This window comes from Pedobacter westerhofensis (genome assembly GCF_900182595.1).
Taxonomy (GTDB): domain Bacteria; phylum Bacteroidota; class Bacteroidia; order Sphingobacteriales; family Sphingobacteriaceae; genus Pedobacter; species Pedobacter westerhofensis.
On record NZ_FXTN01000011.1, the window covers coordinates 64,582 to 84,892 of the forward strand.

Sequence of the window (20,311 nt, forward strand, 5' to 3'; positions counted from 1 at the left end):
ATTTCTGAATAAATAGATAAAGCATAAACCGCCTGATCAGGGGAAATGCACAATTAAAAAATCAGGAAAACTTATGCGGCCCGGGGAGGCTGCCAGATCTTTATCGGCTGTTCCAGCACAGGAAATACCACAACATCCGGGTACAGCAGCATAACGGGTTTTGAAAACACAGTTACGGTTAATTTCGAAGCAATATGCCTCACAGTAGAGCAGCAATAGCAGGAACAAAATGGAGGGCAACTTTCCTGCTCCTTTTGCTGATGAGAAGATTGATTTTTATAAATGGAGGTTACCACTTCGCTTGCGGGCGCATCATCTTTATCCTGGCAAGGCATGAGTGCCAGGAATGCAAAATAGATACCTATTACAAAAGCAAAGTATTTCATTAATTTCAAAAGTAAAGAATATAAACTACATATAAAAACCTGCCCTTGTTAACGCATAAGCTTATACCTGATAAGTGGTTTTCCTGCTAAATATCAACTGCGAATTGAAAACCAGAATGGCAAAGAAAATAATCCCGTAGGCGGCCATTTGGATATGGTCCAAATGTTCATGGTATACAAATGCCGCCAGGCAAAAAGCAATCAGTGGATTAATATTCAGCAGCATGCCCACAGTAGAAGAATTAATTCTTTTCAGCGCAAACAGATTGAGCAGCAGCGGAATGATCGTAAATGCGACGGCAATCAGTTCTATATAAAAATAGAATTTAAACGATACTGGCACAGGGCCGCTGTATACCGGGTAAAACGGCAGCAATATCAGCGCCGAAAGTACAATCTGAAAAGTTAAGCTGATAAACTTATCAAATCCTTTATTCTCTTTCTGGCTCACCAGGTACATTGCATATGACAACCCAATAATCATGCTGTAAGACATATCCAGGATACTGCTGTATGAAAGCAGCACACAACCGATGATGCTCAGCGCAACCGAAGCCCATTGTGCTTTGCTCAGTTTCTCCTTCAGTATAAAAAAAGCGAGTAAGGTAGTAAGTATCGGGCAAACCAGATAGGCCAGTGAAGTAGCCTTTACACTGATGTGGTTTAAAACGTAGATGAAAGAAAACCAGTTTGCGGTTAACAGCAGTCCGCCGCCAATATTCAGCCCCAGGGTTTTCAGCTTTCCCTTTACCGGCAAGGCCCTGAAAACTGCGGCATTTTCCATCAGTATGCTGCGCTTGAAAAGCAATACGATCAGCAGCATCAGCACTGCACAGGAGAAAACCCGATAGAACAGGATATCAATAGACGGATAGCTATGTATCGGCTTTAAAACAAGGCTGAAAAAGCCCCAGACAGTAAATGAAATAATAGCGGCGAGGTAATATTTAGTGTCTTTCAAGCGTACGGGTGTTTATTTGGTCAGTTTTAGGAAATCCTGTCAAATTTGACTGAGCTAATCTTCTCCAAAAATATAACATTGCGCAATATTGTTAAACATTTGCGCCATTAATTTTTTCAACTGGAAACAACTGAGGAATGATCTAAACTGATGCTGATGGTATGAAGATAAAAAAACTTGACCCAATTCCGATGCTGGTTTCAAATCCTATTCTCCCGCCCTGCCGCTCTGTAAATTCTTTGCACAGCACCAAACCTAAACCTACACCTTTTTCATTTCCCGTACCATATGCGGGCTCAGATTTAATGGAGAAGATATTAGCCTGTTTATCTTCTGGAACGCCATTCCCGTTATCGCTCACACTGATCCTGCATTCCTCATCCAGCAGATCTGCAGCTACCTTGATGGTGCCGCCGGGCGCAGTAAATTTTACCGCATTGCTGATCAGATTTCTGACTACCAGCTGCAGCATATTTGCATCGGCAATTACAGTCAATTGTGGTGAAATCTCGTAAATAAGGGAAATATCTTTTTTTGAAGCATGCATTTTCTCCATTTCGAGCGTGCCCAAAAGCACAGTAAGGAGATTAAGTTCTGCCAGGTTTACAGAAGGCCCTTCCATTTGCGATTTAGACCAGTACAATAAATTGGAAAGCATTTCCATAGCATTGTTTGTAGCTTTGAGCAGATATTTTTCCAGTTCTGGCCGTTCTGCACTGCTGAGCTCTTTCTGGTTAAGCAGTTCCAGATAGTTTTGTACATTCATCAGTGGCGTACGCAGATCATGTGATATGATAGACATGAGCTTGTTCTTTTCTACATTGCTTTTTTCCAGCTGATCCTTGTGCAGCAGGATTTGCTCTTTGCTGAGTTCCACAGCGATGGCCTTTTCCTCTGCCACTGTTTTCTCTTTATCGTAGCTGCGCCTGATAAACTTAATAATGATGTATATCGCTATCGCAGGGATAGGAAATGCCGTCACCCTGTCAATAAACTGCCCCCTGCCTACGGTAAAGGGGTATTTGACCAGCCATGGATAATATAATTCGGCAAGATGGACCCCCAGAAAGCACAACAGATAAACAATCAGCCATTTTACATGCTGGTTATATGGTGATATGGCAAAAACCAGCAAAAGATAAACCGGCCAGATCAGGTCTGTAGAACCGTTGATGCCTGAATTGGTAAAATAGTTAACCGAAAAAATCAGGATGCCGGTAAGGCCAAACAGCGTATTGCTATGTTGCCTGCCCTGAAACCTTGAATAATAGTATTGGTAAGAGAAGAACAAAGCGATGAGACAGGCAGAAAGGGAGCCTATATAGAGTCCTTCAAAAAAATTATAGGGGATATAAACACCGGCCAGAACAATCAGCCCAAGACTAATGGAATGAAATATCCTGGTCTCAAGAGGGAACATTGCAGAACTTCCTATTAAATCCGACCATAAAGTACCGGTCTTTTTTAAGGAAGAATAACTGATATTACTGAAATCGAATTTTAACATGGAGCGATTTAAAGGCCGGCAGACCGCGTAGCAAACTTAATACTTTAGTATAAAAATTCATCAACATTTCGAAACTAATTAAGACCGCCAGTCGAAGAAATTTATTATCTTTACAGTATTGTTTCCTGTTACTGATGTCTAAATTTAAATTAACTGTCCCTCCCTTTCCTGCCGTTATCCTTGCTATCCTCAGTGTACAGGTGGGTGCTGCATTTGCGAAAAGTCTTTTTCCCGTATTAGGAGCCACAGGAACCAGTACGGTACGAATCGGAATCTCTGCCCTCATCCTGATTATTTTTAACCGGCCAGATATCAGAAAACTATCTGCGGTACAGTGGAAAGCCGTTATTCCCTACGGCCTTTGCCTGGGGGCAATGAACGGAATATTTTACCTGGCCCTAACACGCATCCCCCTCGGGCTTGCGGTAGCCCTGGAATTTATCGGCCCGCTGATGCTCTCGGTGTTAACTTCAAAACGAAGGATAGATTATTTGTGGCCCCTGCTGGCAATCGCAGGTATTGGCCTCATTACGCCATGGAACGGAACAGGAGTTGATCTTTACGGCACAGTCCTTGCCTTACTGGCAGGAGTGTTCTGGGCAGGCTATATTGTTCTTGGACAGCGTACTTCTGTGGTGATCGACGGGGCACAGGCCGTAAGTATAGGGATGATCTTTGCCCTCCTTATTGTCCTGCCTTTTGGCATTGCCGAGGGCAACCTTACAAATTTTACGTTCGCAATGATTCCCGCTGCGATTGCACTGGGCCTGTTATGCAGCGCCATCCCTTTCTCGCTTGAAATAGGTGCGCTGAAACATATCCCGGCGAAAACGTTTAGTATCCTGATGAGCCTGGAACCCGCCGTTGCTGCCGTATGCGGCCTGATTTTCCTTAAAGAAGTGTTGTCCCTGCTGGAATGGCTGGCTATCGTACTGGTAGTTGCGGCAAGCCTCGGCGCTACGCTTACCGGTAAACCAGAGAAACATATTGCATGATAACGAAGCCTCTTATTCAGAGATTGGTTATGCGGTTTGTTTATTTTCGTAAACCAGCTCGTTTACGATGCTCCAATACAGATTATATTTCAGGCACTCAAACAGTGTCCTTTTGTGCTGGTAATCGTAAATGCAGATAATGATATATTTTGCAGAGGCAATCTCAAAAGCTGAGCGCTCCATCTCCATGGGGGTACCGGCATTTGAAATATTGAAGTTTCCGGCTAAGTCTTGGTAAAGGATGCGGTACATAATAGGTCGTTAAGTAATAATATACGAGAGTTTAAACATGCAGGATCATCCAAAACTATTTACTATCAAATAATTACACCGATAAGTGTACTGTCTTGAAATAAGCTGCCAGAAACATTAATACAATTGTATCTTAGTAACACCTAAATAACGATTAATGCTGCACGACTTTCCATTTTACCTCGGCCTGATAGTAGCCATTGTATTTCTCATCATGCTGGGCAACAGGATCAGGGTAGCCTATCCAGTGCTTCTTGTACTGTTTGGGTTAGCCATGAGTTTTGTTCCCGGTATTCCTTCGGTGCGCATTAACCCCGAGCTGATCTTTATCATATTTTTACCGCCCTTATTGTACGAGGCATCATGGGCTATATCGGGCAAGGAGTTGTGGCGCTGGCGGCGTATCATTGGCAGTTTTGCCTTTGTGGTTGTATTTCTCACCGCATTGGCCATTGCATTTGCCGCGAACCACTTTATCCCCGGTTTCTCACTGGCACTGGGCTTTTTACTTGGCGGAATAGTTTCGCCGCCTGATGCGGTAAGCGCTGGTGCGATTTTAAAGTTTGTAAAAGTACCAAAGCGAATGTCGTCCATCCTGGAGGGCGAAAGCCTGCTGAACGATGCATCCTCGCTGATTATTTTTCGTTTTGCGCTGATCGCTGTTGCCACCGGCCAGTTTATCTGGTATGACGCCACCTTAACTTTTTTCTGGATGCTCAGCGGCGGCGTAGCGATTGGGCTGGCCGTGGGATGGATATTTATCCTGATCCATAAACATCTCCCTACAGATACCAATATCGATATGGCACTGAGTATTGTAACACCCTATATGATGTACATGGCTGCGGAAGAAGCGCATACGTCGGGTGTGCTGGCCGTAGTGAGCGGGGGATTGTTGTTATCCAGCAAAAGACATGTTTTTCTCAGCAGCAGTTCGCGACTGCGTGGGATAAATGTCTGGGAAAGCCTGTGTTTTGTTTTAAATGGCCTGGTATTTACACTGATCGGATTAGACCTGCCAGAAATCACATCCGGGCTTGGCGATGTAAGTATCTCTGCCGCCATTGGATATGGTCTGCTGATTTCTGCGGTACTGATCCTGGGAAGACTTTTATCAGCCTATGGTGCAGTAGTAGTTACATTGATCGCAAGGAATTTTATCACTGTGGCAGACCGCAGCAACCCGGGGATGAAAGTGCCCTTTGTGCTGGGATGGACAGGAATGCGCGGAGTAGTTTCACTTGCTGCAGCATTATCCATCCCCGTACAGCTTGCAGACGGTACTCCCTTTCCGCAGCGCGATCTCATTCTGTTTATTACCTTCATTGTCATATTGGTAACGCTCCTGGTGCAGGGGCTTACATTGCCTTTCGTGATCAGGAAAATTGGCTTGCCGGATTTTGATCATCCGATCACAGAAGAACAGGCAGAAAGTGAGATCAGAAAGCAGCTGGCCGATCATGCGCTGCTGCATCTAAAAAACAATTACAGCGAAGAAGTAAGGAACCAGCCTTTTCTGCGGCAGATGGCAAACAAATGGGAGGAAAAAATCCTGTTAAAAGATGAAACCATGCTGCCAGACGATGTTAAAATTGTTTACCTCGATATCCTTGATCAGCAAAGACAATGGTTGCTGACAAAAAATAGTGAAGAGGAAACCCTTAACGAAGAAATTATCCGTAAACATCTAAAATATCTTGATCTGGAAGAGGAAAAATTATTGTTTATATAAAGCATCCGTGTAATAGTCTTGATGTTTAACCGTTTAATCACACAAATGAGTTATCTTTGCTACTACCTGAGTAAATCAATTTAATGAGCAATTCCACGCTGGATCTTCACGAACTTCAAAGACAAAATGCCTTAGAGTCCTATCATATTTTTGATACTGAAAGTGAAAAGGAATTTGATGAACTGGCTTCCCTGGCATCAACAATCTGTAATGTTCCTATCGCACTGATCACTTTTATCGATGCCGACAGGCAGGCATTTAAATCGCATCACGGAACAGACATGACAGAAAACAGAAGGGAACTGTCTTTTTGTACCCACGCGATTGCTTCGTCTGATGAGATCATGATCGTTGATGATGCCCGGTTAGATGCGCGGTTTTCTGACAACCCCGTGGTAACCGGCCCTGCACACATCACATTTTATGCAGGAGTGCCGCTGATCAATGAAGACGGTTATGCCCTTGGAACAATCTGCGTGTTTGATCAAAAGGCAAACAGCATATCACAAAATCAGATCAGTGCCCTAAAAACTCTTGCTAAACAGGTGATTGATAAACTTGAACTGCGCAGGAAAGTACGCCAGCTGGAGAAAACAAATCAGGACCTGCTCAATTCCAATGTCCTGATCCAGAAATTTGCTTCGATGGCCGCACATGACATCAAGAACCCGCTGAGCAATATTTTATTAAGCTCGCAGGCATTAAAGATGCGCCATGAAAAACAGCAGTATGAAGGATGTTTAAAGTTAATAGACTTGAGCATATCTTCTACACACGGCCTGCTTGACCTGGTAAACGAAATGCTGGAATATTCAAAATCGCCCACCTCCCTGCTGGCCAACAAGCAGCGCTTTAGCCTCAACAGCCTGATCAAAAAGATCAAAGACATGCTGCTGATCCCGAAAGGGATCAGGATTAAATTTCCGGATGAACGCTACGAGATGTATACATCTTTAATTGCGGTAGATCAGATTATCCTTAACCTTCTGAACAATGCCATCAGATATAATGACAAAGATGAAGGATTGGTAGAGATCCGCTTTCAACAGGATGATACGCATTACAGGTTTGAAGTTGAAGACAACGGTATTGGAATAGCAGAAGAGCATTTCGAAAAGATATTTGTAAGCAACTTCACACTCGGACATACAGACCGGACCAATACCAAGGGAACCGGCATCGGGCTGTCTATAGTGAAAGACCTGGTGACTGCACTTGATGGAACAATAACTATAAAATCTGCTGTAGGTATTGGCACCACATTCTTTGTGTCTTTAAAGAAATAGGATCCTGCAATTATTTTGTTCCCTGCCCTAGCGGCCTGATACCCTTTGTGCTTACTTTCAATATATTTCCCTTTTTGTCAAAATTAAGGCTGTCCAGGCACAGTTGCCTCAGCACATAAGCCTTATCCTGCGGTAAAATCCTGTGGTATAAAATATAATCCTGGTTTTTTTCGCGGAAGGTAGTATGATGCCCCGGTCCGTATACAACACTATCTGCGGATGTATTCAGGATCACCCGGTGTGCATCTTCTTTGAATGGCCCCATCGGGCTGCTGCCAACTGCATACCCCACCTGATACGTAGGATCAATTGCCTTTCCTTCTGAGAACATCAGGTAGTATTTTCTGTTTCTTTTGAGCATATGTGCCCCTTCAAAAAAATGAGGCGTAGTTACTTCTACAGGTTTACCATCAAAGCTGTGCATATCCTTTTTCAGTTTTACCACCATGCAATGCCCATTGATCCAGTGAAAACCAGATCCCCAGTACAGATAGGCTTGTCCGTCTTCATCAATAAAACAGTCAGGATCGATATTATGGACGCCCGGGTATTCATCGCCTTTAATCAGCGGGCTCTGGTCTGCCTTGATATTTTTCCATGGTCCCAGCGGTGTTTCTCCCACTCCTGCCCACACTTCGCTGCCTACCGCTACATACATATAAAATTTATTGTCCCGGCCTTTAACCACTGACGGTGCCCATACCATAGAATTTTTTGAAGTGGGACTGGTACAGTCTTTCTTGGTAGGCCAGTTAAGGTGTTTCTGCTCAAAGCTGATAAAATCTTTGGTCTCAAAAACGGCCAGTTCTTCTTTGCCCCAGGGATCTATTGTTGCATAAATATACCAGGTGTCTTTGTCTTTAACGATTGCAGGATCAGCATAATAACCGGGAAGTATTGGATTGCTGATGGTTTTTTTTGTCTGCTGTGCACTGGATTGCAGCAGCATTGAGCAGGTAAACAATAAACTAAGGGCTATTTTTATCCCTGAAGCGCGCAGTTGGTTCATCATGATATGCTTTGGTTCAGTCTATTTGGTCTGTATGGTCAGGCTGTTCTTCTTTAATTTTTTGCCGGTAACGCCCAGTGTCAGTTCTCCTGCTTTAAGGGACGACTGAACGGTAACCACCAGCATTCCGTGAAAGGCTTTCATATGGTTAAGGTGGAACATCTCCAGGCTGGTAGCATCGCCATTGGCTACTACTTTATAGCTGCCTGCACCAGAAACATTGAAAGTTAGCTCATTTTCTGCATCCGGACAAAGGTTTCCGTCTTTATCAACGATTTTTGCAGTGATATAACTCAAATCCCTGCCATCTGCAGTCAGCTCCCTTCTGTCGGCCTCCAAAACAAGGTGATCTGGTTTGCCCGCTGTATGAACAGTTTCTTCAGCTGCTGCTTTTCCGTTCTGGTCATAGGCTATCACCTTTATTGTACCAGCCTCGTATTTTACATCCTTCCACATCAGTCTGTATTTGCTGGTATTGGAACTTTTATTCTTGCTCAGCCTGCCCATGCTTTTGCCATTGATAAAAAGTTCTGCTGAGGGATAGCTGGTATAGGCAAAAACGGGTGTCACCTGCCCTTCCCTGCCCGGAAATGTCCAGTGTGGCAGGATATGAAGGGTAGGTTTTTCTGTATTCCATTTGCTTCTGTACAGGTAATACCTGTCTTTGGGCAAGCCTGCAAGGTCCAGGATCCCAAAGTAAGAACTGTGTGAAGGCCAGACCTCATCGTAAGGGGTAGGTTCTCCAAGATAATCAAAGCCCGTCCATACAAATTCGCCGGTTACAAATTCCAGTGAATCCTGTTTTGCAAATTCATCATCAGGAACCTGAGACCATTCGCAAAACTCAAAATCGTAAGAGGAGCTCTGGCGATCCGGATACAGTTTCATGGCAGCAAACGCAACAGGAAATTTGTATACGCCTCTTGAACTTACAGTTGATACAGTCTCTGTACCCAATAAAAATCCCTGCGGTAAGCGGGTATTTGCACTTTCGTACAGGTTGGGTTTATAGTTGAACCCCGGAATATCTACCGCCGAGGCAAAGTTGTTGTTCATTACATTGTCGTAATGGTTCATGCCCATGGTTACCTGGCGCGTAGGATCTTCACGGTGACAGATGTCCTGCAGGAAAGTAATGAGCTTATTCCCATTAACTGCATCCTGGTCGCGGACTTCGTTGCCAATGCTCCACATGATTACCGATGGATTGTTCCTGTCGCGGTGCACCATATTAACGATATCTTTCTCTGCCCATTCGTCAAAGAGTACATGATAACCGTTTTTCACCTTTGGCGTTTTCCATTCGTCGAATGATTCGATCATCACCATAAAGCCCATTTCGTCACATAGCTTTACCAGTTCCGGTGCAGGCATGTTGTGCGACGTGCGGATGGCATCGCAGCCCATATCCTTAAGAATGGTAAGCTGTCTGCGCAGGGCGGATACATTCATTGCAGCGCCCAGAGGACCAAGGTCATGGTGGTTGCACACGCCTTTAAACTTGCGGTATTTGCCGTTCAGCGAAAAGCCTTTTACAGGTTCAAATTTTATCGTGCGGAAACCAAAAGTAGTTTCATACTGGTCTTTTAAATCGTTGCCCGCATAGAGCCTGGAAACTGCGGTGTACAAAACCGGTGTCTCGGGCGACCACAAGGCCGGGGTTTTCACAATCAACTGCTGCTCAAACTGTGACTGATCTGTTTCTGCAAGGACTGAACTCATAGTACTAACGATTTTTCCCGAAGCATCTTTAATGTCTGTAACGAGCTTTAAACCTGCCAGCGCAGCGGTAGAACTTTCCACTTTTGTTTTGATGTTTACTTTGGCAAAAGCGTCATTGATCACAGGTGTAGTCACATAGGTTCCCCAAACAGGAATGTGCACATCATCTGTTACAATCAGATGCACATTTCTGTACAAGCCTGCTCCAGGGTACCATCTTGAGGCTTCGGGCAGGTTTTCTAAGCGTACAGCAAGGCTGTTATCCTCACCGGGTTTAAGAAAGGATGTGATATCTATTGAAAAAGAGCTGTAGCCATAAGCCCAGTGCCCGGCTTCTTTACCGTTAACAAATACTTTTGGATAACTCATTGCTCCGTCAAAAAGCAATACGGCACGCTGACCGGCCTTAAAATATGAGGCGCTAAGGTTTCTGCGGTACCAGGCTGTGCCGATAAAGGGCAACCCGCCGGTACGCCCCAGTTTTTTATGCATGGTTTTTTCCAGGTTCTCTATAACCTGTACATACTGGACATCATTGTTCCCATCAAAGGGGCCTTTTATTGCCCAGTCGTGGGGAATGCTGATGTTCTCCCATGCTTTAGCATTAAATTCAGGGTTTGCTGCATTCGCAGGATCTCCCTTTGTGAATTTCCAGTTGTCCTGTAAAAGGTATTCTTTACGGGTTTGTGAAGATGTTTGAAGAGTAAACAGCAGAACAGAAACAGAGCTGATGAATAGCGTTTTTTTGAGAGCGCGCAGTATATACATAAGGTGATTGGTATTTTGTAAGTATAATAAAATAAAGCCGGTACCGTATGTCTAAACGAATTAATTGCCGGCCTTTGCTTTTATAAAAGTAAGACGGTTCAGCAAAAGAGGTTAGGGATATCAAATTAAATTAAAAGGAATTTCTTTCTGAGATTCTAATGGCCGCATGGCCAACGGCCAGCTCGATATCCTTGATGGCCAGTTTACCTGGCATTTCGGGATTATCCATTGCTGCCCGCCGGATGCAAATGATCTGCTCCCCCAGGCCTGATTTCAAGACATCAATTGCCTGTGAACTCAAAGCAAGATCATGAAAATCAATGAAATTTTAATATAAGTTAAGACAAATATCAGCGGAAAAGGTCGCAACTATATTGATCGACGCAGGCCCATCGTCCAACGTGGAAATTATTACAGGAATTTGTTTACGATTACGTCCTATTGAGGCTGCATCATTGTGATATTGAGCCTCTGAGAATTGAATATTTGAAAGTGCTCCCTTAGGGGGGTACAAGTAAAAATAGCAAAAAAGAAGCTGATCACGATTTGTGATACAGCCTCATCATACTCTCCAATTATGGCTATATTTGGGGGATAGGTATCAGTTACTAGCGCGATATTTATTAAAGTTATGTTTCTCATGCGAATTGCAGCGGAAGCTATATAGATATATGATGAAAAAGTATAAAAAAATACTGGCAGTGGCAATAGCGGCGCTTATAGCCAACAGCGCTGATGCGCAGACCAAAGGCGAACCAACGAAAAAGCCTAATGTTATCGTTATCTATTCAGATGACCAGGGTTCTCTGGATTTGAATATTTATGGTGCAAAAGATCTGATGACCCCCAACCTGGACCGTTTGGCACACAGCGGCACGCGATTTAGTAATTTTCATGCCGCATCTCCCGTTTGTTCACCCTCAAGGGCATCGTTACTGACCGGCCGCTATCCGCAAAGAGCGGGACTGGATAATAACGCGCCCAGTGTTTATGGCGGTAGTGGCGGGATGCCCGGCAGCCAGTTTACAATGGCAGAACTGTTTAAAAGCGGCGGATATAAAACCGCGCATATCGGTAAATGGCATATCGGTTATTCGCCAGAAAACATGCCTAATCAACAAGGTTTCGACTATTCTTTTGGCTTTATGGGCGGCTGCATCGACAGCTACTCGCACTTCTTTTACTGGAACGGGCCAAACAGACACGACCTCTGGAGAAACGGTACCGAAATATGGGAAGACGGCAAGTACTTTCCTGACCTGATGGTTGACGAAGCAGGTAAGTTCCTCGAAGAAAACAAGAGCAGTCCTTTCTTTATGTACTTCGCGGTGAATATGCCGCACTACCCTCTGCAGGGCGAACAGAAATGGCGCGACTACTACAAAGACCTCCCGGCACCCAGAAGAATGTATGCTGCGGCGGTTTCTACCATGGATGAAAAGATTGGTTTACTATTAAAAAAAGTTGATGAACTGGGACTTACCGATAATACCATCATTATTTTCCAGGCCGATCAGGGACATTCAAAGGAAGAGCGCACATTTGGCGGCGGCGGATATGCCGGTGCACACCGGGGTTCAAAATTCAGTGTATTCGAAGGCGGCATCCTGGCGCCGGCAGTGATCAGCTGGCCGGGCCATATCCCTGCAGATGCTGTTCGGGATCAGTTCTCCACGAATATAGACTGGTTCCCTACCCTGGCTGAGTATTGCCATATCAGTTTGCCTCAGCGCAAGATTGACGGGCAAAGCCTGGTAAAGGTGATTGCGTCTGCAAAAGCTAAACCAGCACATCAGGAGTTTTACTGGCAGTTTGAAGGAACAAAGGATAATCCTCAGTGGGCTGTCATGGAGGGCGACTGGAAACTGCTGCACAGCCCGCGGGAATCAAAACCTGAGGACCTGGATGCAAATCAGTTTATGCTGGTGAATATGAAAACCGGCAGTGATGAAAGCAAAAACGTTGCAGCAGCGCATCCGGATATTGTGCAGCGTCTGAAAACTAAGTACCAGAAATGGATCAGCGAGGTGTTCACACAGTAATCAAAACTAAGGTACCACTCACAACTTCTTGCAGACTTGTTATATCCTCCTGGATCTATTTGGGACATACAATTATACAGCCTTGCTATTAAATTCATCTAGTTGTAAATTAAGTAATGAGAATATTAAATAAGAGTTTTTAAAAGATCATGGTCATACCTTTACGTGAAAAAGAAAATGGCTGAACGCGTCACTACTATATTGAATGAAGTTAATGTAATCAGAACTGGCCCGCGTGGCGGAACACCAGTTGTATTCCTGCATGGTGTTGGCTTAGACCTTACCTCATGGTCAGATCAAATTGAAAAACTACACCATGAATTTGACGTCATTGCCTTTGATTTTCCAGCGCACGGACTGTCAAAGCCTCTTGAAGGTGAACTGACATTTGTGAAATTTGCAAATGTTCTTTTCCAGCTGATTGAAGAATTGTCACTTGGCCCAGTCCATCTGGTAGGTATCTCTTTCGGTGGTATGGTCGCTCAGACAGCGGCCGGCATGCGTCCAGATCTGGTACGTTCCATTGCACTGCTGGGCAGTGCATGTGACTTTGCTGAGAACGTAAGGGGAATTTTAAGAGAGCGGGCAGAATTTGTAAAAAATCAAGGAATGCTGCCCTTACTACCGATTTCTCTTGAGCGCTATTTTACTGCAGATTTTCATCAGAAACGCCCCGATGTGATAGACCGGATTAAAAAATTGATCTACCAGCAGGACCCGCTCGTTCACGCGGCAATGTGGAATATGATTTCTATACTGGATACAAAACGGGAATTGCAGGAGATCTCTCTGCCAGCACTCATCATTGTAGGAAGTGAGGATACAAGTACACCAGTAGCTGCTGCACAGGACTTAGCTGAGGCTCTTCGTACTGAATTGTTGCATGTGGTACCAAATGTATCACATATGTTAAACCTTGAAGCACCGGAGGCAATTAATAATTTACTGCTGGACTTTTTAAGATCCCACAGAAAAGCCTTTTAACCTGCGCCTACCGTCTGCTCGCTGACAAAAAGTTCAACATCAACGAAGTATCTTACCTGGGATTTACAGATACTGATTACTTCAGGAAATGTTTTAAAGCAGAGTTTGGGCTGTCTCCTACTGAGAATGTTAAAAGTGCCGAGCAGGTACACAATATCTTTCCATAGATCAATGTGCGGATTTATTTAAACAAAAACGGCTTCTATGTATATTTAGAAGCCGTTTTGAGGATGGATCATTTACCGGAAAGCGCTAAATACCCTGGTGCCGGTTGTTGTGCCCGCTATGGATCAAAATGGTCAATACGGGAGGAGAGCGCCATAAAACGGGCCAGTGGGTTTAATCGTTATGCCCTTCACTACTTTCAAATCCCAGCAAGGCCAGCCTCACAGGTCTGGAAGAAACTTTATGCTTAATCACTTTATTAAAATCATCGAGACTGATCTGATGCACTTCTCCAGCTGCCGGAACGGCAACATAAGCAAACCTGGCAGTAGATTCGAGCACTGGCTTATATGTATCGGTTGAAGCTACAGCAGAAATCACTGTACCTTCTTTCTTCAAGGTCCCTGTTACCAGGTCATAGATACGCAATTTACCATCCAGGGTAAGAACCATCAGGTTTTTACCTGCATAATCAACTTTGCACTGATAAGCATCAGTTCCGCTATAAATCGTGGTGATTTTATTCCCGGTAACATCTATGAGGTAAGCACCCTTGGTAGCTACATAACCAATAAACTTTTTAGCTGATTCCGCATAGTAAATACTGGCCAAACGAAATGCACCAAATCCATCAGGGTTAGGGATCAGGCGTTGCTCACCGGAAGCATTAACCACCAGCACGCCGCCTGCAGTTGCAGCTCCAGAGGTAAAACCACCGAACACAGCTACATTGCCATCACCGGCATTACCATGGATAGCGCCAATTTCTAAAGTAGAAGCATGTACCAGCCCGCCTGTTTTACTAATTACCTTTACCCGGTTTGGGGAGGCTCCGCTGGTTGCTGCAACCGTTACAGCATAGTTGCCGTTTGCAAACTGTGCCATGGCACCGTGGTGAGGCAATAAACCCGCATTAACTACGCCGAATTTTGTACCTAGCACGTTAAAATTGGCTTCCTCTCCTACGCTTAAGGTTCCATCACCATCGTTAAAAATCAACGATTCTGTGCCTTTGCTTTTGAAATGGGTTGGTTTGGTGCCAGTAGCAGTAATCACAGACCATTGCGCTGCACGATCTACATCAACATGGTCTTCATGTGAAAGCAGACCGGAGTCAAATACTTCTGCCAGGTTCTGGCTGCCGTACAGTACCGCGGCGTACCGTCCTGATGCTGTAGGGTAAAGATTTGCTAAAGGATATTTTGCATTAAAGGAGGTGATGCTGGCTGCAAAGGGATCCAACAAGTTAAGCTGTGTACTCAATTCATCAGCCACCATCACGCGTACGTATTTGTATTCCTTTGCTGCCTCATCCTCTTCCGGAGCAACAACGTCATTGTCTTTTTTACAGGCTGTAAACGCCAGACCAAGGGTTAATAGCAGGGCTAATTTCTTTAAGTTGTGTTTCATGTTCATAATTGTTTGAATGTTTAAATTGGCCCCTTTAGAGCCGGCTGAGTGATATGGAATTTTATATGATTTTGATGCTTAAGCCTTTGATAGTTTGCCAGCCTTCCTTATCGGTGAGGCGGATCATAAAATGATAATCACCCGGATCAACACTCGCGGGTACGGCGATTTCCTGTTGCACTTCATAGCTGCTCAGGCCTGCAGCTATAGGATAACTTTGTATCAGCAAAAAGGGTGTAACAGGTGTTTTTACAGTTTCCATATCGCATGTGGCCAATTCAGTACTATGCGTATGATGATCAAAGTTGTGATGAATGTCTATGCTGACAGATCCAAGAGTTGTATTATCGCTCATTTGAGCACGGAAGATGAACGTTTCGCCACGCTTAACCGTGCTGCATTGTTTAGGGAAGGCAGTTGCGCTTTCAATATTGATGACCGGGTATTCGGTGTCGATTTCTGAGGTACTGTCTTTCTTACAACCGGTAAAAAACAATAGGATCAGTGAGATAAAGAGTAATGGCTTTTTCATTGCAGGAATTATTAATGGGAAATTATCGTGTTAACCGGGACATTGGCTTCGGCATAAATGGTGATGCTCTTTTTTACTTCCAGCTTGCTGCCGTTCTGGTCGTTAACAACCACCACAAAATCATATTTACCCTCAGCAGCATCCGTAGGGATATAAAAGTGCTTATGAACGGTGGTATTCTTTGCATCTTTGTAGGTATCCCATGTAATTTCATGGCTCCATGCTTTCACATAGGTTTCGCCGGTACGGGGTAAAATTTTAACCTGTACATTTTCGATCTTCCCGCTTACCAGTACGTCGGCATTTAAATGGAAGTCTTTGCCAATTACGCCTATCTCGTTATTGTTTATTCCTATCTCCAGGTTTTGGATAGTAGGCTGTACCCGTTCAGGTTCGTCGCCGGCATCCTTCTTACATGCCGTAATGCCAATGGCGATAAAAAAGCATACGAACATCGTGCTTCTCATTTTCATGAATTTTGAGTGTTGAGATTTCATCATTGATTAATTGTTTTGTTGTTTATGCGTTTGTGACTGAACGTTAAATGGCACTTTGAGCGATAGAACAATGTTCCTCCCCGCTTCTGGCAATTCTATCAGCCGGTAGAAACTGGTATGATTGAGATATCTGGTATTGAGCAGGTTCTGCGCCTGCAGACTGATCATCACAGCTTGTTTATGAATACGAACCTTTGATCCCGCCTGCAGATTGATTATCTGGTAACCAGGTGTTTTCTTTTCTGGTGGTACGATATTATTCTGCGCAGCAGTAATGCAGTAATCAATGGAGAAGTAGCTGTCCTCAAAACGGCCTTTCAGTTTAGGGGACCATGTTAAATTAAACAAGGCCGAAGCCGGAGGCGAGAAAGGCAGCGTATATCCCTTTTTCTCACCGGATAACTGCTTTGCATACAGGTATTCTGCCAGTACTTCTGTAGTCAGGTTTTTAAGCAGCTGATATTTCAGCTGCAGCTCCCCGCCGTAACGCTCCACCCGGCTCTGTGCATATTGAAATACCTGATTCCCTGCGCCATAAAAGTAGTCGTGTGCTGCTGTTGGGTTTAGATAGATATAATTTGGAAAGTAGTTATAGAAAGGGCTGAGCTGTACAGACCAGCCTGGGGCAGCCCAGGCTAAACTTAAATCTGCCTGGTAGGATTGCTCCGGAGATAATGCCGGGTTGCCGCGCTCATAACTGAAATAATGATAGTTCACACCATTGGCGGCCAGCTCTTTTGCAATCGGCATCCTAAAACTTTTGCCCACATTGGCTTTTAAGCTAAAGCCACCCGCCGGGTTGTAATTCAATCCGGCAGACCATACCAGGCTATTAAATACCCGGCTAAGATCTTCCGCCCGGGTTAACTTCTCCATAGCAGTTACCCCATCAGTAGTTACTGTAGAGTTAAACCAATCCTGGTAGGCAAACATATTGATCTGCCCGTAATCATACCTCAGAGCTCCGTGCAGCAATACTGTTTCGCTCAGTTTATACTTGTCATAAACAAAAGCGCCGGTACTGCTCTGTTTGAAGGAAGGGACCAAAAAACTCCAGCCATATATATCATTGTTTTGCCGTTCCAGATTGGCACCCAGTTTAACTTCATGCCTGCCCAATGAGATATTGTCCCGCAGGTTAATGCTATATACCCGCTTATCAAACTCCCTTTCAAGACTGGCGGGAATTTGCAGGTCTGCGGGATAAACCGGCGGCATGTATCCATGATTTACATACGGGCTAAATTCCTGTCTGAAATTATGCTGATAGCCCAGTTCCATTTCCAGGCGGTTCCCTGGCAATTGGTACTCCGTATGGTTGATTAACTTCAGATGATTTACCTTTTGGTTGGGCATAAGAAGATCTCTGCTGGATGCATCATGTAATACTTCGTCTACGCGCCTGGGCTCAAGGCCGTGGGCATTGGCGAAAAAACCACTTTTGCTATATGTATTGCTTAAATAAAATATTGAACGAAAACGATCATTTATATAACCTGTGTTCAGGTGTAAGCCTGTTTCTGTACCTGCTGTGTTCCTCAGCTGGTTATTGTGCAGATTAACCGCATAATCATACACATAGACTTTATCATTAGGTACACGGTAATCGCCATAATCCTGGTAAGTAACCCTGGCATCAAAAAACCAATCCCGTTTTCTTCCATACAGATTTACCGAAGTGCCATAGAGATTATTGTTGGTTTTGCCGATCAGGTCTACTGATCCGCCCAAAGTATAGGGCGCCGGTACCCTCGCCGGCTCGATATCTATAGCACCGCCAATCGCATCAGATCCATACACAAAAGATGCCGCCCCTTTAATCAGTTCTACCTCTCCCGCAGCAAACTGGTCGATCTCTAATCCATGATCGGCACCCCATTGCTGTCCCTCGTGCTTTACCCCTTTATCCACTACGACTACCCGGTTAAAGCCCAGTCCCCTGATTAATGGTTTAGACTGCCCCGAACCAATACCTATAGTTTTGATACCCGGTAAACGTTCAAGCGTTTTCATCAGACTGCCCCCCAGGTTCCGCTGGATAAAGTCGGCCGTTACCACTTCTACATTGAGTGACTCCTCCTGCCTGCGTGAGGCGATATGTTTGTCTTTCACTGTTACTTCGGCCAACTGATGCGGTAAACGATGTAAGATGAATGGGAAATGTAGATTTCCGGAGCGCAGCTCAGATTTAAATTGTAGCGCTTTGAAACTTTCGTGACCCGTTTGGATTTCGAATGCACCGGCACTGAGGTTGTTAAAAACAAAATAACCCTTCACATCTGTGGTGGCTTGCCTGGATGCAGGATATAGATAAATTACTATACCTTTTAGCGGTTGGCCCTGTTCATCTTTGATAATACCAGACAAACGAAGATTTTGCGCCTGCATTTCTATAGATGGCAGGACGAATGATAATACAATAAATAGTTTCTTCACGTAGAATGAAGTTTAGCGCATGGGAACTAACATGGGCGATAACTGCGTAATAAAACGCAATAAAGCCAATGATAACCCCTTAGATGAATAGCTGGAAAATAATCGTAAAAGAAGCTACGCCAGTAGAGCGCAGCGCGAGCAATCAATCAGGAAAAGATTGATTAAGCAAACAGTACCGGGGGACCTTTATTGGTAAAACCCTGCAGGGTGAATTTATAGTTACCGACAAATACCCCTGTTGAATACCTGATCGGCTCAGGCAGCGAAAATATGATAACCGGCGGATAAGAAAAGAACAGGTGCTTCCCCTGTTTATGCATCAGATAGTCACATATTTTACAGTCGTCTGTGCTGGAGATTGTATCCTCATCGCTGGAAGTTTGCTCAGTTTTAACTACCTGGCTATGCCTGTGGAAAATCTGAACGACAGTGATGGAAAGAAAAAGCAAGACCAGCAAGACTGCGCCCAACTGGTGAAATTTCTGAATGATATATTTGCCCTGGTTTTTCAATTCGCATCAAAGTTGCATTAAAACATTTAATAAATCAAATATTTTATGCCACAATATTTACACCACCGGCGATGGTGATATCAAGGCGCCAGGAATGCCATGATTGTGCATCGATGCGTTAAATACACGTAAGCGTGGTAGTTTTTAAAATTGATGGGTGATAATTCCTGTTTTTGAAACACATAATTTTAAAAAGGATTAGCAATGAAGATCAATCAAAACGAATTTAGAACGTACGCCGTAAAACATCATCGCATAGGTAGCCTGCATGTTGATGGATACATAGGCCGTGCCAGTGGCATTATCAAAAACATGACACCCTACATCACAGAAGAACGCCAGCTCAATGTGGCACAAATGGACGTTTTTTCCCGTCTGATGATGGACCGGATCATTTTTTTAGGTGAGCCTGTCGCAGCGCCAATGGCAAATATTATTCAGGCACAATTACTGTTCCTACAATCTGTGGATGCAAAAAAGGATATTCAGCTTTACATCAATTCACCTGGCGGAGACGTTTATTCAGGCATGGGCATTTATGACACTATGCACCTGATCACACCTGATGTTGGAACAATCTGCATTGGCATGGCTGCATCCATGAGTGCCACATTGCTTTGCGCAGGCGCCGCAGGAAAGCGTGCCGCGCTACAGCATTCACGGGTGATGATCCATCAGCCTTCAGGTGGTGTACAAGGTGTTTCAGCAGATATCGAAATCACCGCGCAACAGGTAATAAAGGTTAGGGAGGATCTGTATAATATCATCGCCAAACATAGCGGACAAACTTACGACTGGGTGCATAAGGCATCTGACCGGGACTATTGGATGACCGGGCAGGAAGCAAAAGCACATGGAATGGTAGATGAGGTACTGGGACAAACAGATTAACATCCATTTTAACTACAGCAATCATACTTAAACTGTAATAGCACCATCATAAGCTAATGTGGTGCTATTATCTTCATAAATCAATGCTCAGTTTTTCTCCAAAGAGATCGGATTCGATCAAGTATCATATTCCACCCACTACTGTACACAATTTTTCAGAATGCTGGAGGGACTGATATACATTTGTTGCGTCTCCTGATCAGCTAGCTTTGAGCTACCCTTCA

The 20,311-nt window shown here is 44.3% G+C and carries 18 protein-coding genes; 6 read left to right on the top strand and 12 right to left on the bottom strand.

From position 1 onward, the window contains the following. Positions 1 to 71: 71 nt before the first annotated feature. The 3 genes from FN831_RS20360 to FN831_RS20370 all read right to left on the bottom strand — a co-directional run bounded on the left by FN831_RS20360 (position 72) and on the right by FN831_RS20370 (position 2,854). The gene (locus FN831_RS20360; RefSeq protein WP_142530042.1) at positions 72 to 386 is read right to left on the bottom strand and encodes a DUF6660 family protein; all 315 of its coding nucleotides are present in this window, start codon (positions 384 to 386) and stop codon (positions 72 to 74) included. A 61-nt stretch (positions 387 to 447) separates the two neighbouring features. Continuing rightward, positions 448 to 1,347, bottom strand: a complete 900-nt coding sequence (locus FN831_RS20365) for an EamA family transporter (RefSeq protein ID WP_142530043.1) — start codon at positions 1,345 to 1,347, stop codon at positions 448 to 450. Positions 1,348 to 1,489: 142 nt separating this feature from the next. Beyond that, positions 1,490 to 2,854 carry a sensor histidine kinase gene (locus tag FN831_RS20370; RefSeq protein WP_142530044.1) on the bottom strand — a complete coding sequence of 455 codons (1,365 nt, stop codon included), beginning with the start codon at positions 2,852 to 2,854 and terminating at the stop codon, positions 1,490 to 1,492. Positions 2,855 to 2,988: 134 nt separating this feature from the next. Here FN831_RS20370 and FN831_RS20375 point away from each other — a divergent pair, with 134 nt between their 5' ends. Continuing rightward, positions 2,989 to 3,849, top strand: coding sequence for an EamA family transporter (locus FN831_RS20375; RefSeq protein WP_142530045.1), 861 nt, complete (start codon positions 2,989 to 2,991; stop codon positions 3,847 to 3,849). A 27-nt stretch (positions 3,850 to 3,876) separates the two neighbouring features. Here FN831_RS20375 and FN831_RS20380 read toward each other — a convergent pair whose 3' ends face one another. Next, positions 3,877 to 4,101, bottom strand: a complete 225-nt coding sequence (locus FN831_RS20380; protein ID WP_142530046.1) for a hypothetical protein — start codon at positions 4,099 to 4,101, stop codon at positions 3,877 to 3,879. A 157-nt stretch (positions 4,102 to 4,258) separates the two neighbouring features. Between FN831_RS20380 and FN831_RS20385 the strand changes: the two genes are divergently transcribed. Beyond that, on the top strand, positions 4,259 to 5,833 hold the full coding sequence (locus FN831_RS20385; RefSeq protein ID WP_142530047.1) for a Na+/H+ antiporter: 1,575 nt from the start codon (positions 4,259 to 4,261) through the stop codon (positions 5,831 to 5,833). Between the two features lie 83 nt (positions 5,834 to 5,916). Beyond that, on the top strand, positions 5,917 to 7,119 hold the full coding sequence (locus FN831_RS20390) for a sensor histidine kinase (RefSeq protein ID WP_142530048.1): 1,203 nt from the start codon (positions 5,917 to 5,919) through the stop codon (positions 7,117 to 7,119). Between the two features lie 10 nt (positions 7,120 to 7,129). Here FN831_RS20390 and FN831_RS20395 read toward each other — a convergent pair whose 3' ends face one another. From FN831_RS20395 to FN831_RS27780, 3 genes are all read right to left on the bottom strand, one after another. Next, complete coding sequence (locus FN831_RS20395) at positions 7,130 to 8,131, bottom strand: family 43 glycosylhydrolase (protein ID WP_142530049.1); 1,002 nt, start codon at positions 8,129 to 8,131, stop codon at positions 7,130 to 7,132. An 18-nt stretch (positions 8,132 to 8,149) separates the two neighbouring features. After that, on the bottom strand, positions 8,150 to 10,618 hold the full coding sequence (galB, locus tag FN831_RS20400; RefSeq protein ID WP_142530050.1) for a beta-galactosidase GalB: 2,469 nt from the start codon (positions 10,616 to 10,618) through the stop codon (positions 8,150 to 8,152). Between the two features lie 130 nt (positions 10,619 to 10,748). Continuing rightward, the gene (locus tag FN831_RS27780) at positions 10,749 to 10,919 is read right to left on the bottom strand and encodes a hypothetical protein (protein WP_185960554.1); all 171 of its coding nucleotides are present in this window, start codon (positions 10,917 to 10,919) and stop codon (positions 10,749 to 10,751) included. Between the two features lie 373 nt (positions 10,920 to 11,292). On the opposite strand from FN831_RS27780, the gene FN831_RS20405 reads away from it, so the two are divergent. Then, entirely contained in the window at positions 11,293 to 12,660 is a 1,368-nt protein-coding gene (locus FN831_RS20405; protein WP_221931368.1) for a sulfatase-like hydrolase/transferase, read from the top strand. A gap of 165 nt (positions 12,661 to 12,825) precedes the next feature. Continuing rightward, a complete protein-coding gene (locus tag FN831_RS20410; protein WP_142530052.1) occupies positions 12,826 to 13,644 on the top strand; it encodes an alpha/beta fold hydrolase in 819 nt (272 codons plus the stop codon). 339 nt (positions 13,645 to 13,983) lie between these two features. On the opposite strand, the gene FN831_RS20415 is transcribed toward FN831_RS20410, so the two are convergent. The 5 genes from FN831_RS20415 to FN831_RS20435 form a co-directional block, all read right to left on the bottom strand. Continuing rightward, complete coding sequence (locus FN831_RS20415) at positions 13,984 to 15,219, bottom strand: hypothetical protein (RefSeq protein ID WP_246101649.1); 1,236 nt, start codon at positions 15,217 to 15,219, stop codon at positions 13,984 to 13,986. Between the two features lie 61 nt (positions 15,220 to 15,280). Beyond that, the gene (locus FN831_RS20420; RefSeq protein ID WP_142530054.1) at positions 15,281 to 15,751 is read right to left on the bottom strand and encodes a DUF4625 domain-containing protein; all 471 of its coding nucleotides are present in this window, start codon (positions 15,749 to 15,751) and stop codon (positions 15,281 to 15,283) included. 11 nt (positions 15,752 to 15,762) lie between these two features. Continuing rightward, entirely contained in the window at positions 15,763 to 16,251 is a 489-nt protein-coding gene (locus FN831_RS20425; protein ID WP_142530055.1) for a DUF4625 domain-containing protein, read from the bottom strand. Between the two features lie 3 nt (positions 16,252 to 16,254). After that, positions 16,255 to 18,684 (bottom strand): TonB-dependent receptor, encoded by a 2,430-nt coding sequence (locus FN831_RS20430; RefSeq protein WP_221931369.1) that lies wholly within the window; start codon positions 18,682 to 18,684, stop codon positions 16,255 to 16,257. 161 nt (positions 18,685 to 18,845) lie between these two features. After that, positions 18,846 to 19,196, bottom strand: a complete 351-nt coding sequence (locus FN831_RS20435; RefSeq protein ID WP_142530056.1) for a hypothetical protein — start codon at positions 19,194 to 19,196, stop codon at positions 18,846 to 18,848. A 204-nt stretch (positions 19,197 to 19,400) separates the two neighbouring features. Between FN831_RS20435 and FN831_RS20440 the strand changes: the two genes are divergently transcribed. Then, on the top strand, positions 19,401 to 20,087 hold the full coding sequence (locus FN831_RS20440; RefSeq protein ID WP_142530057.1) for an ATP-dependent Clp protease proteolytic subunit: 687 nt from the start codon (positions 19,401 to 19,403) through the stop codon (positions 20,085 to 20,087). Positions 20,088 to 20,311 lie beyond the last annotated feature (224 nt).